This window comes from Alphaproteobacteria bacterium LSUCC0684 (assembly GCA_041228335.1).
In the GTDB taxonomy this organism is placed as follows: Bacteria; Pseudomonadota; Alphaproteobacteria; order Puniceispirillales; family UBA1172.
Genome location: CP166130.1, coordinates 2,511,600 through 2,526,315, shown reverse-complemented (window position 1 = coordinate 2,526,315; position 14,716 = coordinate 2,511,600). Strand labels below are relative to the sequence as shown.

The following is a 14,716-nucleotide window of genomic DNA, read 5'->3' as shown; positions in this document are numbered from 1 at the left end:
CTATCGAGCACCGAAACCGGTGAAGATGGTCTTCAGGGTCTTGAACAGGATCACGAAGTCCATCATCACGGACAGGTTCTTGATATAGAAAAGATCATAGGACAGTTTGATATCGGTTGACGATACATCATCGGCATACCCCTGCATGACCTGGGCCCAGCCCGTGATGCCGGGCCGAACGGCGTGGCGAAAAGGATAAAGCGGGATCTCGCTTGTCAGCGTGTCGACAAAAGCCTTCTGTTCCGGTCTGGGGCCGATGATGCTCATGGAGCCGGTCAGGACATTGAACAGTTGCGGCAATTCATCAATCCGCCATTTGCGAATGATCTTCCCGATCCGTGTCACGCGGGCATCCCGCTTAGCCGCGAACTGCGCGCCTGAGGCTTCGGCATCCACCACCATGGAGCGGAATTTGAGCATGGTGAATTCCTCCCCGCGCAGGCCGATGCGTGTCTGGCTGAACAAGGGGCTGCCCCGTGTTTCAAGCCGGATCAAAAGAGCCACCAGCAGCATCAGGGGCAGAAACAGCGTAAGGCCGGAAATTGCCATGATGAGGTCACTGAGCCGCTTGAAAGCGGCATAGCGCCGCAACGGACGAAGCTGGTTAAGGGCGCTCGCATCGGTATGGGCCAGATCAACCCGGCCTCTCAACTTTTCCTGATATTCATTGAGCGGAAGTATCGGCACGCTGTTGATCGCAAGTCTGGCGAGAACACCGGCATAGCGGCGATCCTGCAACTGCTCTGACCAGACAATCATCGCATCAAGACGCGCCGGGATCGGCATGGTCTCGTCGACAAGAAAGACGTTGTTCGGCTCCAGGAGGGATGGATCAATCGTGCCGGTGAAAACACCGACATTGAGCCGCGATGCCCTGGACAGAAAATGCCCATGGGCAATCAGAAGCCCGAGACCGATGCACCAGTTCACGGCGTAATAGACCGATGAGTATTCAAGGCGAAGCACCAGCATCGCCATCAAGGTGAGAATGGTCATGCTGAACCAGACAGGCAGAACCTGGGATGTCACCCCCCATACTGATATCCGCGACAACCGCACGAGCATGCTCAAGGACAGCACATGACTGGCGAGCAGAAACCCGGCCGTAATCACAATCGTCAAGGGCACGGTGGCAAGATCAGGTCCATGGATCACCATGGCCGTCCCAACCATCAGGGCAATCGCGGTGATGGCCATCAGGGCCGAGATCAGAAAAACCCTGGAATGAGGCAAAAGATCAGGAAAACCCGTCCCGGATACCTTTGCGTTGATCTGATCCATGCATGAATTCCCAAATATTTCCGGGGGAATGGAATGTCTTTCCTGCCCCGCCTTTCCATAGTATTACTGGACTCGATTTCGATTTGCAAACCGTCACGATCAATCCCCGGGCCTGAGAGAGGGAAAATCATGCGGGATTCCGACATACGTCCGGCGGCGGCCATGTCACGAAAGACTATGCTGGCCTATGCCTTTTATGACTGGGCTTCATCGCCGGTGCCCACCCTGCATGCGACCTTTGTCTTTGCTGTCTATTTTTCCACCGCCGTCATGCCCGATGGCGGCACCACCGCCTGGGCGTGGATGACGGCGTTTTCTGCTCTTGTGGTGGCGGTGATCTCACCCGTTCTGGGGGCGGCGGCGGACCGGATGGGCCAGCGTAAGGCCCTTCTTCTGCTGGCCAGCATCATCGGCGGGGGCGCAACTGCTTGTCTCTGGTTTGTTCTGCCTGAGCCGGGTTATGCCTCGCTGGCCCTCATGCTTTCCGGGGTGAGCATCATCTCAATGGAAACAGCTTTTGTCTTCTACAACGCGCTTCTGCCGGGGGTTGCGGGGCGCGAGATGATAGGCCGGGTTTCAGGTTTTTCCTGGGGGGCCGGATATATCGGGGCGATTGTTTGTCTTCTGCTGGTGCTTGGTGTTTTCATTCTGCCTGAAACTCCCGGCTTCGGGCTTGAGACCGAGATGGCAGAACATGTCCGCATCACCATGCCTCTTTCGGCCATCTGGTTTGGTGTTTTCGCCATTCCCTTCTTTCTTCTGGTGCCGGAAGGGCCAAGGTCCGGGCAGCGGTTTATCCCGGTACTGCGTGATGGCTGGAGCATTGTCCGAAACACGCCCGGGTTGCTGCGATTTCTGATCGCCAGAATGTTCTATGCCGATGCGCTGGTCACGCTGTTTGCCTTTGGCGGAATCTTCGCGGCGAAGGTATTCGGCTTCAGCCAGACCGAGGTCATCGGTTTTGCCATCGTGCTCAACATCACCGCCGGGCTTGGTGCTGTTCTTGGCGGGATGGTGGATGACCGGCTTGGCAGCCTTGCCACGATACGGATCTGCCTTGTGGCGTTGATCGGGCTTGGACTGACCGGACTTATGGCGCCAAATGCCACGCTATTCTGGATCGCCGGCAGCCTCTTTGGTATCTTTATCGGCCCACTTCAGGCGGCAAGTCGCAGCCATGCGCTGAGGCTTTCGCCCATTGGTGCCGAGGCACGGGTCTTCGGCTTCATGATGCTGACCGGCAAGGCCACCGCCTTTGTCGGCCCACTGGTCTATGGCTGGCTTGTGCTTCAGACCGGAAATGAGCGGGCCGGGATGGCCACGGTCATCGCGTTGCTTGTTTTGGGGATCTGGCTATTGCCTTTCAGGTCTCACCAAGCTTGAGCCGCATTTCAGCCCGCAGATCGTCAATCGGAATAACCTGTTTTCCACGTTTGAGGTGCCAGAACGCCCAGCCATTACAGGTCTCACGTCCCTGAAGCTTGGCACCAAGAGAATGGATCGAGCCCTGTCTTGGCAGGGTGGATGGCGTGTCTTCAATCAGGCTGCCATCCGCCCGGACCCGGGCCCTGAGCTTGCCTTTGGCGCAGATCAGTGTTTCGCCGGGCTTGATCATTCCCTGTTCGAGAAGAGTGCCAAAGGGGATCTTGGCCTGGGTACGTTTCGAGGGTGCGGCCAGCATCTCCAGCTCTTCAATGGGCCGGACCTTGCCTATTCTGCTGCGGGCGATGGCGGCGTAGCTTTCCTCACGTTCGATGCCGATAAACCTACGGTGCAGTTTTTTCGCAACCGCCCCCGTCGTTCCAGTACCAAAGAACGGATCGAGCACCAGATCACCCGGATTGGTTGACGCCATCAGCACCCGCGCGAGCAATGCTTCGGGTTTCTGGGTGGGATGCGCCTTGTTACCCTGATCCTTGATCCGCTCACCGCCGTTGCAGATCGGCAGCAGCCAGTCCGACCGCATCTGAATATCGTCGTTGAGGGTTTTCATGCTTTCGTAATTGAACGTGTAGCGAGATCTGGCATCCCGCGCAGCCCAGAGCAGAATTTCATGGGCATTGGTAAAACGTCGGCCACGAAAATTCGGCATCGGATTGGTTTTCCGCCAGATGATATCGTTGAGCATCCAGAAACCGGTATTCTGCAGGATGGTGCCGACCCGGTAGATATTATGATACGAGCCGATCACCCAGATCGTACCATCCGGCTTGAGAAGACGCCGGGCTTCTTCAAGCCAGGCCTGGGTGAACATATCATAGGCGCGGAATGTATCAAACTTGTCCCAGTCTTCGAGCACCGCGGAAACAGCGGTTTCATCCGGACGGGTGAGCACCGCGCCGCTGAGCTGAAGATTGTAGGGCGGATCGGCAAAAACAAGATCAACCGACGCATCGGGAAGACGTCGCATGACCTCAAGACAGTCGCCGACAAAAACGCTCATCTCTGCCTTTTCGAGAGGAATATTTGAGCCGGATGATTTTGTATTGATCGCATTCATGAAGCAATGATTTGCCGAAGAATCATTATTCGTCAATGCTTTAAAACATGAAGTGAAAGTGATTTCTATATATGGTGTTGGCGGCAGGCCCGATACCTTTATCTGGTATAGCCATGGCGAGCGGCGGCGCGTGCCACCGGCCGGAACGTGAGGCGATGATGCAGGCAGGGCCCCTGGCTTGCCAGTGTTTCGGCATGGGGCAGGGTGCCGTATCCCATGTTTTTCCGCCATCCATATTGAGGCCAGGACTGATCGAGCTCTCTCATGATGGCGTCACGGGTTTCCTTGGCGGCGATGGATGCCGCCGCGATGCTGAGCGACCGGCTGTCGCCTTTCACCACCGGTTGAACGGTAAGGGATTGCGCAGAACGGACCACCGGAAACGGCGGTGCCAGCGAGCCATCAACAAGAACATGGAGATTTTTCTCCATAAACCCAAGACCGGAAAGGGCCGTTTCCATAGCCCGAAAGGTGGCGGGAAGAATCCCCATCTGATCGATTGTCGCCGCATCAACCGATGACACATGAACCCGAAACATTGCCGGATTTTCAGCAAGCTCTTGCAGCCCGCGCCATAGCGCTGCCCTCTTCTTTGCCGAAAGTGTCTTTGAATCGTTCAGTCCAGCCGGAAGATCGCCAGCAGATTCAGGATTGATCCATGCCGCGGCGGCGGTGACGGGGCCAGCCCAGGGGCCTCGGCCAGCTTCATCAATGCCGATCACCATCTTCGGCAACGCCGCAGCAAAAAGATCTTCGCCCGGGTCACCAAGTGCCTGCTCTTCAAGATGAAAATCAGGTCCGGACAGCCGGTCAGCTTTTCCGGCCACCGATCCCGCTTTCCATCAGCCGCGGCATGATCTCAACAAAGTTGCAGGGCTGGTGCCGGATATCCAGCTGCCATTTGAGAATCTGGTCCCAGCCGTCGCGGCAGGCGGAAGGAGATCCGGGCAAGGCGAAGATATAGGTGCCGCCAGCAACCCCGCCGATGGCCCGGCTCTGCAACGCCGAGGTGCCGATCTTGCCAAAACTCAACCAGCGGAACATCTCACCAAAACCTTCGATTTCCTTCTCAAAAACCCCTTTGAGGGCTTCGGGGGTCACGTCACGTCCTGTCACACCGGTGCCGCCGGTGGAAATGACGCAGTCGATCTCCGGATCCTTGATCCAGACGTCCAGCATGGCCCGGATTTCATCTATGTCATCATGGACGATCGTCCGGCTGATCAGGGCATGCCCGGCATCGAGTATTCGTTCGACCAGCAGATCACCGGATTTGTCATCATTCCTGGTGCGCGTATCCGAAACCGTCATCACCGCGATCCCGATGGGCTGAAACGGGATGGTTTCATCGATTTTTCCTGTCATCTCTTCCCCCTCAACGGCAGCGTTCCGACAGTCGTGTCAGCATGCAATGGGCCCCGCCGTTGAATGCAAATGGTGAATATTCGGCCACCTTGCCAGAAGCCAGCGATGCCACCGATCTTGCATCCTGGCCAAGCCGCTTGCGGTAGATCCACAGATTGGTCATCACGTTCTTGACGTAGAACCGGGTTTCCCTGGACGGCAGGGATTCAAGCAGCATCAGGGTATCACCACCATGATTGATATTCTTTGTCCATTTCCTCAGATTGCCGGGCCCGCCATTATAGGCGGCCAAGAGGCGCACAAGATCATCCTGAATAAGCGGCTCTTCAAGAAGGTGAAGGATATATTCCTCCCCCAGCCTGATATTGATTTCAGGCACCATCAGATCATGCCGCTTGGTATCACGGAAGCGGCGGTCCCGGGCAATGAACGCCGCGGTTGCGGGCATCAGCTGCATCAGGCCACTTGCCTTTGCCCATGATTTTGCCCGCGGGTTAAAGCCGGATTCCTGCCGCATCACCGCCAGAAGCAATGCCTGATCCACCCGGATCGGTGCGCTGGTTTCAAAATCAGGGACCGGGTAGAGCGCGCCATACCATGTCTCGCCGATTTCGCGCCGGAAGATATCCGCGGCCCGAAAAGACAGACCGGCCATATGGGTATGGGCCGCCAGTGCCATCACCTGATGGCGCTGTTCCCAGTTCATTTCCTTCCACAGATACCTGAGCTCGCGGCTGGCGTGGTAGGTTTCGCCAACCTGAAGAAGAGCGAATGTCCGCCGACCGCCGGGCTGATCGGAAAGCCAGGCGATGAACGCCGGATCCATTTCCGGCAGGGTAAAATCAAGGCGGATATCCTGCCCCAGAGCTTCGGCGGCAAGAGTTCCGTAAAATGTATCCTGATGCCGGGCGGCGATATCGAGAAAGCGGAAACTTTCCTGAACCTCACCTTTACGGAGGGCACCGCGGCTGGCCCAAAAGGCCGCGCTGCTCACCAGCGCTGCGGGAGCATCTTCATGATCGGCCAATGTCCGGAGAAAGGTCATGGCAAGGTCGATATTTCCATGCCGCCAGGCGGCGATACCGGCTGTCCAATACGCCTGATGAACAGATGCCCCGCCAAGGGCAATTGCCTGCTTGGCCAGCGATATTGCTTTCAGATCCTTGCCATAGATGAAATAGCCATGGGCGATATCTGCCCGTAACACACCTTCCTCGAATTTGGTCAGGTAGCGCAGATTTTCCTGGGTCAGGAGACTTACAGCACCGCTCGGCCAGCCGGAACGGATACGGCGCCGGATATCTCTTGCGATCGATCTTGTCTTGGCTGGAGATGCCCGCCCCTGTGAAGATTCAGGGATTGTGACATAGTGCCGGCCCAATGATGTTCTGCCATAACCATTGAGATATCCGCTTTTGGGATCAGGCAGAGGTTTGGCGTTGGCGGGGCGGCGTTTTTGCGCTAGCCAGGAAATCCGGCTCGCGGCGGGATGATCACTGTATTCAAGAAGCCAGTCGCGCAGCTGCTTGTAGGTGGACCGCCAGCCGGTTGGGTGCAGGTAGCGTTGCGAGAGAACGCGCCCCAGCAGCAAATCATCCTCGAGCGCGTCGATGATCTTGTCCGCTTCCTTCCATTTTTTATCCTGCTGGAGATCAAAGATTTTCCGGTAGCGATCTGCGTCGGCCGGGCTGAGCGGTGTCGGCAGGGATATTGACTGGGGCAAAAAGGGCACGGTTTCCTTGGCCACCGCTTCCCCGCCCGGGACAATTCCACCCCAGGCAATGCCAAGCACAAGCCAGATTGAAGCACACAGCAACGTAAGGCGACGATGGCTCATTCGGTAATAATCTCTGTATTCATGGTACTGATGTCCAAACAGTCTACGCATCATCCGGTTGGTCAATCAACCGAAAGCGTAGATTTTTTATCCTGCCGGTTTCATCCCGCCCATATAGATCAAGATCCATCTTCAGCCAACTGGCGACGAAGAAGGCGGAGATCGTGCCAGGAAAGGGCTTTCTGTCCAGGGGTGCGAAGCAGATAGGCTGGATGCAGGGTTGGCAGAAGAGGAATTTCTCTTCCAGCCCCATCGTCGAACCCATGCCACCGGCCTCTTAATTTGAGGATTCCCGTGGACGTGCCCAGGAGGGCTTTTGAAGCTGACCCGCCAAGCGTTACCAGAACCTGCGGGGCAACAAGCTGAATATGACGCCGGATAATGGGCAGAAAAAGCGCGATTTCCTCGGTGGTCGGGGTCCGGTTTCCCGGCGGACGCCAGAGAAGGATATTGGTGATATAGACCTGGCTGCGGTCAAGGCCGATAGAGGCAAGCATCCGGTCAAGCAACTGGCCGCTGACCCCGACAAAGGGCTTGCCCTGACGGTCCTCATCCGCGCCCGGAGCTTCGCCGATCAGCATGACCTTTGCCTCAGGATTGCCATCCGCAAACACCATGTTGGTTGCGGTTTTCTTGAGATCACATCCTTCAAATGCGGCGCAGGCATCTCTCAGCGCATCAAGGGTTTCGGCCGTCTCAAACCCCTCTGGGGCAAGCGGCAGACCTGGACTGGATGGGCTTGCGACAGATGGGGTGCAGGGTGCAGGCGCCGCCCCGGAAGGGGCCGAAGCCATGGGGCTTGCGGCTTCTCTTGCCTCATCTCCGGCGGCAGCAGGGATGGAAGGTTGATCAAGAATACACTCATCCGCCCCGGCCTCGACCTGAAGCCGGAGCATTTCCAGCATTTCCGCCTGGCTCAGTTTCCGGTCTTTTTGAGGCGTCATCATGATATTTTCTGTCCGGTAATGGCGATTTGCACAAGCCATGCAAGCTAGTATATAGAATGTAATGGGTGATACCGGTTGTGCAAGCTTGTCTTCACTGCCTGTCTTTTAAACTATCCGGCCTGATACGCAAGCAGCTCAACCAGGCCAGGCAACGGGAGAGAGAACATGGAACGCGAATCCATGGAATTTGATGTGGTGATCGTCGGCGGCGGGCCATCTGGCCTGTCTGCTGCCATCCGCCTTAAGCAACTTGCCAATGATGCCGGGCGCGAGCTCAATGTCTGCCTGATCGAGAAAGGCGCAGAAGTGGGGGCGCATATCCTGTCCGGTGCTGTTCTTGAACCGCGGACCCTCAATGAACTTCTGCCTGACTGGAAAGACCTTGGCGCGCCGCTCGACACGCCGGTGACCGAAGATCGGTTCATGTTCCTCACGGAAAAAAGCTCGTTCCGGCTGCCAACCCCGCCGCAGATGAACAACCACGGCAATTACATCATCAGCCTTGGCAATTTCTGCCGCTGGCTGGCCGAACAGGCCGAAGCCCTTGGCGTTGAGATCTATCCCGGCTTCCCGGCTGCTGAAGTCCTTTATGACGAAGCCGGACATGTCCGCGGGATTGCCACCGGCGATATGGGTATCGGCAAGGACGGCGAGAAAACCGACGGCTATGAGCCGGGAATGGAACTCCTCGGCAAGCAGACGATTTTCGCCGAAGGCTGCCGCGGTCATCTGACCAAAACTCTTTTTGATAAATTCAACCTGCGCGAAGGCAAGGACCCCCAGACCTTTGCGATCGGGATCAAGGAGTTGTGGGATATTGATCCGGCCAAATCCGAGCCCGGAAAAGTCTGGCATTCGGTGGGCTGGCCTGTTTCAAGCGATGTCTATGGCGGATCGTTCCTCTATCATCTGAACGGCAATCAGGTTGCGGTCGGCTACGTCATCGGGCTTGATTACAAGAACCCGCATCTTTCGCCATTCGAGGAATTCCAGCGTTTCAAGACGCACCCAAAGGTGCGGGAAGTCTTTGAAGGAGGCCGCCGGGTTTCCTATGGTGCACGCGCCCTCAACGAAGGCGGCTTCCAGTCGATCCCGAAACTGACTTTCCCCGGTGGATGTCTGGTGGGATGCACGGCCGGTTTTCTCAATGTTCCCAAGATCAAGGGTACGCATACGGCCATGAAATCCGGTATGCTGGCGGCAGAAGCGGTCTTCGAGGCCATTGATGGCGAGGGCCTTGAACCCGCATCCTATGGCGAGAAGATCGAAAGCTCCTGGCTCTGGGATGAACTCTACCGGGTGCGCAATATCAGGCCAGCCTTCTCGCAAGGGCTCTGGTTCGGCATGGCCTATGCCGGTATCGACACCTATCTCCTGCGTGGACGCGCCCCATGGACCTTCCATCACCATGAAGACCACAAAGCGCTCATGCCCGCAAACCAGATGCCGAAGATCGAATACCCGAAGCCGGATAATGTGGTCAGTTTCGACCGCAATTCCTCGGTCTATCTGTCGGGAACAAATCATGAGGAAAACCAGCCGGCACATCTGCAGCTGAAAGACGCCTCGATACCTGTTGATCACAACCTTGCCATCTACGATGCCCCGGAGCAACGCTATTGCCCGGCAGGCGTGTATGAAATTGTGCGCAACGACGATGGCAGCAATCCAAGGCTTCAGATCAACGCGCAGAACTGCGTTCACTGTAAAACCTGCGATATCAAGGACCCCACCCAGAATATCACCTGGGTCACGCCGGAAGGCGGGGGCGGGCCAGCCTACCCGAATATGTAATCACCTCTTTACCCGAGACCGGACCAGCCCCTATGCTGGTCTGGTATGAGGGATGCGAGGATGATGAAACCCGGTCAACGCCCAAATGATGACACACGACCCCCCTGGTGCAGAATGACGCGCGCCCGGCCTGGCCTTTGCGTTCTGCTGGCGGCGCTTGTTCTGGCCACCGGTTCATGCCAGCGTCCTGAGAACATTGAAGGGTCAACTTCATCTTCGATATCTATTGCCGTTGCGCCGGAGGCAAGCGTCGTTGAGACATCCCCGCAGGACAATCTTGATGCCGGGGCGTATCTGGTCGCGCATATCGCAAGTTATGATCTTGACCTGCCTCAGGCGGCGGAGCGCTATACCGCCGCGCTGGCGAAAGATCCGTCAAATCTCACACTTCTCGAACGGTCCTTCCGGATGCTCTATATCAACGGCCAGATCGAGAATGCCGCCGCCATAGCAAGCCGGATCGAGCAGATCAGCCGGCCGCTGGAACTGGGGGGAGAACCCGCCGCCGCGATCGCTGCCAGAAATGAGGACTGGGAAGGTCTTGACGTCCTTGCCGATCATCTCTGGGCTGACCGGGCAAGCCAGCCGCTGGGCATCGTACTGGGGGCCTGGGCGCTGGCGTTTCGTGACCAGGGTGATGCCGGTCTGTCGCAACTTCTCGATCTTGCCACGCTTGAGCATCACGGTGCCGACATCATCCTGAAATCACAATCTGCCCTTATGGCGGAATACCTCAAACGACCTGATGACGCGCTTGCTTTTGCCCGCGACGTGCTGAAGACGGAGGGGGCACCTGTTGCGAGCCGCATCCTCATGGCCGGGATCCTTGCCCGTGGCGGGGCCGGGCAAGAGGCCTTGAGACGGCTTGACCCGTCTCTTGGTCCGCTTTTTGACAAACCGCGACTGCGCCGTGACATTGAAAGCGGTGCACTTTCCCTGTTCCCGCCGCCAACCCGCAACCAGCTTCTTGCCAATGCGGTCATCGAAGCAAGCCAGCTCGACGACAGCAAGCAGATTCATCCGCTGGCACGTCTTCATCTTGCTTCGTATCTCGACGCAGATTACGGCCGGCTGATCTACATGCTGGGGCAGGAGCTTTTCCAGCTCGGCTATCCGGAGGAAGCGCAGCAGCAGCTTTCCAGAATGCCGCAGACAAGCATCTGGCTTCAGCCTGGCCTGATATTGACGGCCCGGCATCTGAGCCGCCAGCCGGGTGGCACGGAAGGCGCAGCACAGATCTATACCCAATTGCTCAGCAATGATGCTGAAAACGTCTCACTCTGGCAGCAATCCGCGGATAACGACCGATGGGGCGGCAGGTATGAGATGGCCTTGCCCAAATACGATACTGCTCTTGACCTTGATCCGACCAATGGGCGGCTTCATTATTATCGCGGAATATGTCTTGATCGGCTTGGGCGCGAAACCGAAGCCGAGGTTGCCTTCCGCAAGGCTGTTTCTCTTGATCCGAACGATGCCTACGCGCTCAATTATTTTGGCTACTGGCTGCTTGAACAGGACAAGGCCCCGGTTGAAGCCCTCGGGATGATCCGCAAGGCCGTGGAGAAGCAGCCACAGAACGGGTATTTCGTCGACTCCCTCGGATGGGGATATTTCAAACTTGGCCAATACGACAAAGCTGTCCTTTATCTTGAAAGGGCGGTGACGATACAACCTGTTGATCCGGTGATCACCGATCATCTGGGCGATGCCTATGCCAAACTTGGGCGACTCCGCGAGGCCAGGTTTCACTGGGAAAGGGCGCTCATTTATGCCAATGAAGATACCGATATCGAAACCATCCGGCACAAGATCCGTGCCGAGACGCCGCCAGAACAGCCCTGATGCCGAACACGCCTGCCCACCACGAAACCGCCCCCGCCAAGATCAACCTCACGCTGGCGGTTACCGGCCGCCGGAAGGACGGGTATCACATGCTTGATTCGGCCGTGATTTTTGCCGCCATCGGCGATCGGATCAGCCTCAAGCCCGGCGATATCGATCAGCTGGAGATTACCGGTGATTTTGCTGAGGACCTCGCTGATGCGCCGCGAGCTGAAAACAGTGTCTGGCAAAGCCTGACCGCTTTCCGGGGTGCTACGGGATGGAACCAGGCTTTTGAGATTACGCTTCGCAAAGACCTGCCCGTGGCGGCGGGAATAGGTGGCGGATCAAGCGATGCAGCGGCCATGCTGCGATTGCTCAACCGTCTTGCGCCAACACCTCTTGCTCCGGCCGCGCTTGCGGATATGGCCCTTGGTCTTGGCGCCGATGTGCCCGTCTGCCTCAAGGCTGTTGAGGGCGGGATGTGGCGCATGCGCGGCATAGGGGAGCTGATTGAACCGCTGCCCGCCATCACAAACCTTGGGATTGTCCTTGTAAATAATGGGACCAAGGTTGCCACAAGAGATGTGTTTGCCGCGTTCGGCGCCATTGATGATGGGTCTTGCGATGCGCCCCAGAAACTCTATTCAACGCCTCATCCCTTTCCCGGATCAGCAAATCTTTCTGCCTTGGGCGCTTGGATCACCGGTGGCAATGATCTGCTTTTACCGGCAATCACGGTTGCCCCGGGCATTGCCAAAAGCCTTGATGACCTCACCGCCATGAAATCCTGCCCCGGGTTTATTGCATCGGGGATGAGCGGCAGCGGCGCTACCTGCTTTGCTCTGTTTACCGATGCCGATGCTGCCATATCGGCGCTGAAATCATCTGAAAAGATACCGGGATGGTGCTGGGCCGGCGGTGTTTGCGGTATTTCAACCTGAAGGAAAATGGCGATCAGGCCATCCCGGCACTGATTATATCCTCGAGCGTAATGGTGCATGAAAAAAATCCGATAAAGTGACTTGAACGCTTAATCGCAAGCCGCTATGTTGCGTTGCTTGCTGGGGCGTAGCCAAGTGGTAAGGCAGCGGTTTTTGGTACCGTGTACCGTAGGTTCGAATCCTACCGCCCCAGCCAGCTAATCTTTCCCCATTTCCAATTGATATCGTCAAAGGCTGAGGCAATAGCCTTTGTTCCGGGTCAAAAGAAACGGGCTTTCATCGATCAGATGAATTTTCTGCCGCAGCCGGTATATATGTGTTTCCAGCGTGTGGGTGGTGATGCGCTCGTTATATCCCCAGACATTTTCAAGCAGCTCGACTTTGCCAACCTCGGCCCCCTCTCGTTTCAGAAGGTATTTGATAATGGCGGTTTCCTTTTCCGTCAGGGACAGATCCTTGGCGGTTTCACGATGGGTGAGTGTCTTGCTGCCCGCGCTGAAAACAAATGCTCCGATGGTGATGCGGGCATCGGCGCGCGCCTGATATTGATCAAGGTGAAGCCTGATGCGGGCAATCAGTTCTCCCAGCCTGAGTGGCTTGGCGATATAGTCATTGGCCCCGGCCTCAAGCCCTTCGATCGTATCAAGCTCTCCATCCTGTGCGGTGAGCATCAGGATCGGGATCGTATATCCTTTCCCCCGTATCCACCGGCAGGCATCCCGGCCGTCGCCATCCGGCAGAGAGACATCAAGCAGGATCAGATCAGGTTCGATTTCTTGAAGCCTGTCTTTCGCCTGAGCGATGGTTTCGGCGCCGGTTACATCAAAATCCGTTCCAGATGAAAGTTGGCGCACCAGTGTTTCCAGAAGATGGCTATCGTCATCGACAGCAAGGATTTTAACCATAGATCCTGTGCTTTCCAGTTGTTGAAAACCCCAAGCTGGGCTAACAATGGGTGCGGGTTCAGCGACAATTTCATATTAGAACATTGCGCAAATCCAATCAATAAATTGATTACCAAATTCTTGCCGATGCTTGGAATTTGGCAAGAATCAGGGTAAATCAAACATTAAACCAGTTAGGAATTGGCATGTCAAACGCCGCCGATCTGCAATCTGTTCACCGTGCCATCGCTGATCTCCGGCGGGGCTCGCCGGTTCTGGTATGTGCCAATTCCGGCTATATCGGACTCATACGTGCCGCCGAGCAGGTTTCAGGCAGCGGGCTGGCGGCGCTGGCGGAACAGTCGTCTTCGGCTCCGTATCTGCTGATTTCAGCCCAGCGGGCGGAAGCGATCGGGTTCCGGCCCAAAGCATCGGCCGTTGCCTGTTCGATCATCCTGCCGGAACGCCTTCAACCCGAAGACATACTCGGCCTGATCGGTGATCTGCCAATGCAAACGGATCTCCGCGGGCTCAATGTTCTGCCTGAGGGCGAAACCAGCATGGCCAGTCTGGCACTGATGGTGATGCGGGCCGCCCGCCTGATGCCGGCAGCGCTGGCGGCGCATATGTCCTTTAAAGATGAGCGGGCAATGCATCGCTGGGCGCAGGATCGCGGTGTTCTTATTCTTGATGAAGATAAAATCCGGTCTTTTGATGCCCTTTCGGCCAACCTGCTCCGGGAGGCTGCCCGTGCCCGGCTACCGCTCGAAGATGCGGAAGGTGCGGAGATTGCCATCTTTCGCCCCCTTGATGGAGGCACGGAGCATTTTGCATTGCTGATCCATCCCGAAGATGGCAGCCAGATGGCTACACCTCCGCTTGTCCGGATTCATTCGCAATGCATCACCGGCGATATTCTGGGTAGCCTTAAATGCGACTGCGGCACCCAGCTTCGCACCGCCATCCGGCAGATGGCCGATAACGGCGGCGGAATCCTTATCTATCTTGCGCAGGAAGGCCGGGATATAGGCCTTGTCAACAAACTCCGTGCGTATGCCCTGCAGGATGCGGGGCTTGATACGGTCGAGGCCAATCATGCGCTGGGGTTTGAGACCGATCACCGGTATTTTCTGCCCGCGACCGAAATGCTCCGCCAGCTTGGTCATGGCGCCATTCGCCTGATGACCAATAACCCCGATAAAATCGAGCAGGTCCGGTCTTCCGGGGTGGATGTGGTGGAACGTATTCCCCTTCTGGCCGGACGGAATCCACATAACGAGAACTATCTCGAAACCAAGAAGACCCGGACCGGGCATCTCATCGACTAGGATAATCTGCCA

Annotated in this window: 12 protein-coding genes and 1 tRNA gene; 6 read left to right on the top strand and 7 right to left on the bottom strand. The window is 56.7% G+C overall.

Annotation, left to right across the window (positions count from 1 at the left end):
• Positions 1 to 1,281, bottom strand: coding sequence for an exopolysaccharide biosynthesis polyprenyl glycosylphosphotransferase (locus AB8880_12095; protein XDZ65647.1), 1,281 nt, complete (start codon positions 1,279 to 1,281; stop codon positions 1 to 3).
• A 129-nt stretch (positions 1,282 to 1,410) separates the two neighbouring features.
• Between AB8880_12095 and AB8880_12090 the strand changes: the two genes are divergently transcribed.
• On the top strand, positions 1,411 to 2,664 hold the full coding sequence (locus tag AB8880_12090; protein XDZ65646.1) for an MFS transporter: 1,254 nt from the start codon (positions 1,411 to 1,413) through the stop codon (positions 2,662 to 2,664).
• Here AB8880_12090 and AB8880_12085 read toward each other — a convergent pair.
• From AB8880_12085 to AB8880_12065, 5 genes are all read right to left on the bottom strand, one after another.
• Entirely contained in the window at positions 2,645 to 3,781 is a 1,137-nt protein-coding gene (locus AB8880_12085; GenBank protein XDZ65645.1) for a site-specific DNA-methyltransferase, read from the bottom strand. The genes AB8880_12090 and AB8880_12085 overlap by 20 nt on opposite strands.
• Before the next feature lie 98 nt (positions 3,782 to 3,879).
• A complete protein-coding gene (locus AB8880_12080; protein XDZ65644.1) occupies positions 3,880 to 4,608 on the bottom strand; it encodes a ribonuclease HII in 729 nt (242 codons plus the stop codon).
• Positions 4,592 to 5,146 (bottom strand): molybdenum cofactor biosynthesis protein B, encoded by a 555-nt coding sequence (moaB, locus tag AB8880_12075; protein XDZ65643.1) that lies wholly within the window; start codon positions 5,144 to 5,146, stop codon positions 4,592 to 4,594. Before moaB ends, AB8880_12080 begins: the two co-directional genes overlap by 17 nt.
• A 10-nt stretch (positions 5,147 to 5,156) precedes the next feature.
• The gene (locus AB8880_12070; protein ID XDZ65642.1) at positions 5,157 to 6,983 is read right to left on the bottom strand and encodes a lytic transglycosylase domain-containing protein; all 1,827 of its coding nucleotides are present in this window, start codon (positions 6,981 to 6,983) and stop codon (positions 5,157 to 5,159) included.
• Positions 6,984 to 7,102: 119 nt separating this feature from the next.
• Entirely contained in the window at positions 7,103 to 7,930 is an 828-nt protein-coding gene (locus AB8880_12065; GenBank protein XDZ65641.1) for a uracil-DNA glycosylase, read from the bottom strand.
• Positions 7,931 to 8,095: 165 nt separating this feature from the next.
• Between AB8880_12065 and AB8880_12060 the strand changes: the two genes are divergently transcribed.
• The 4 genes from AB8880_12060 (at position 8,096) to AB8880_12045 (ending at position 12,688) form a co-directional block, all read left to right on the top strand.
• A complete protein-coding gene (locus tag AB8880_12060; protein XDZ65640.1) occupies positions 8,096 to 9,724 on the top strand; it encodes an electron transfer flavoprotein-ubiquinone oxidoreductase in 1,629 nt (542 codons plus the stop codon).
• A 60-nt stretch (positions 9,725 to 9,784) separates the two neighbouring features.
• On the top strand, positions 9,785 to 11,569 hold the full coding sequence (locus tag AB8880_12055; protein XDZ65639.1) for a tetratricopeptide repeat protein: 1,785 nt from the start codon (positions 9,785 to 9,787) through the stop codon (positions 11,567 to 11,569).
• Positions 11,569 to 12,492 carry a 4-(cytidine 5'-diphospho)-2-C-methyl-D-erythritol kinase gene (locus AB8880_12050; protein ID XDZ65638.1) on the top strand — a complete coding sequence of 308 codons (924 nt, stop codon included), beginning with the start codon at positions 11,569 to 11,571 and terminating at the stop codon, positions 12,490 to 12,492. Before AB8880_12055 ends, AB8880_12050 begins: the two co-directional genes overlap by 1 nt.
• Before the next feature lie 121 nt (positions 12,493 to 12,613).
• Positions 12,614 to 12,688: transfer RNA gene (locus AB8880_12045), tRNA-Gln, on the top strand.
• 31 nt (positions 12,689 to 12,719) lie between these two features.
• On the opposite strand, the gene AB8880_12040 is transcribed toward AB8880_12045, so the two are convergent.
• Positions 12,720 to 13,397: a response regulator transcription factor gene (locus tag AB8880_12040; GenBank protein ID XDZ65637.1), complete on the bottom strand. Its 678-nt coding sequence runs from the start codon at positions 13,395 to 13,397 to the stop codon at positions 12,720 to 12,722.
• Positions 13,398 to 13,582: 185 nt separating this feature from the next.
• On the opposite strand from AB8880_12040, the gene ribA reads away from it, so the two are divergent.
• Positions 13,583 to 14,704: a GTP cyclohydrolase II gene (ribA, locus tag AB8880_12035; GenBank protein XDZ65636.1), complete on the top strand. Its 1,122-nt coding sequence runs from the start codon at positions 13,583 to 13,585 to the stop codon at positions 14,702 to 14,704.
• The last annotated feature ends 12 nt before the right edge of the window (positions 14,705 to 14,716 follow it).

Bases quoted from the DNA above. Each gene is read 5' to 3' on its own strand.
- AB8880_12050 (XDZ65638.1), top strand. From the start codon at position 11,569: ATGCCGAACACGCCTGCCCACCACGAAACCGCCCCCGCCAAGATCAAC.
- AB8880_12055 (XDZ65639.1), top strand. From the start codon at position 9,785: ATGATGAAACCCGGTCAACGCCCAAATGATGACACACGACCCCCCTGG.
- moaB (XDZ65643.1), bottom strand. From the start codon at position 5,146: ATGACAGGAAAAATCGATGAAACCATCCCGTTTCAGCCCATCGGGATC.
- AB8880_12065 (XDZ65641.1), bottom strand. From the start codon at position 7,930: ATGATGACGCCTCAAAAAGACCGGAAACTGAGCCAGGCGGAAATGCTG.
- ribA (XDZ65636.1), top strand. From the start codon at position 13,583: ATGTCAAACGCCGCCGATCTGCAATCTGTTCACCGTGCCATCGCTGAT.
- AB8880_12060 (XDZ65640.1), top strand. From the start codon at position 8,096: ATGGAACGCGAATCCATGGAATTTGATGTGGTGATCGTCGGCGGCGGG.
- AB8880_12070 (XDZ65642.1), bottom strand. From the start codon at position 6,983: ATGAGCCATCGTCGCCTTACGTTGCTGTGTGCTTCAATCTGGCTTGTG.
- AB8880_12090 (XDZ65646.1), top strand. From the start codon at position 1,411: ATGCGGGATTCCGACATACGTCCGGCGGCGGCCATGTCACGAAAGACT.
- AB8880_12040 (XDZ65637.1), bottom strand. From the start codon at position 13,397: ATGGTTAAAATCCTTGCTGTCGATGACGATAGCCATCTTCTGGAAACA.
- AB8880_12085 (XDZ65645.1), bottom strand. From the start codon at position 3,781: ATGAATGCGATCAATACAAAATCATCCGGCTCAAATATTCCTCTCGAA.
- AB8880_12095 (XDZ65647.1), bottom strand. From the start codon at position 1,281: ATGGATCAGATCAACGCAAAGGTATCCGGGACGGGTTTTCCTGATCTT.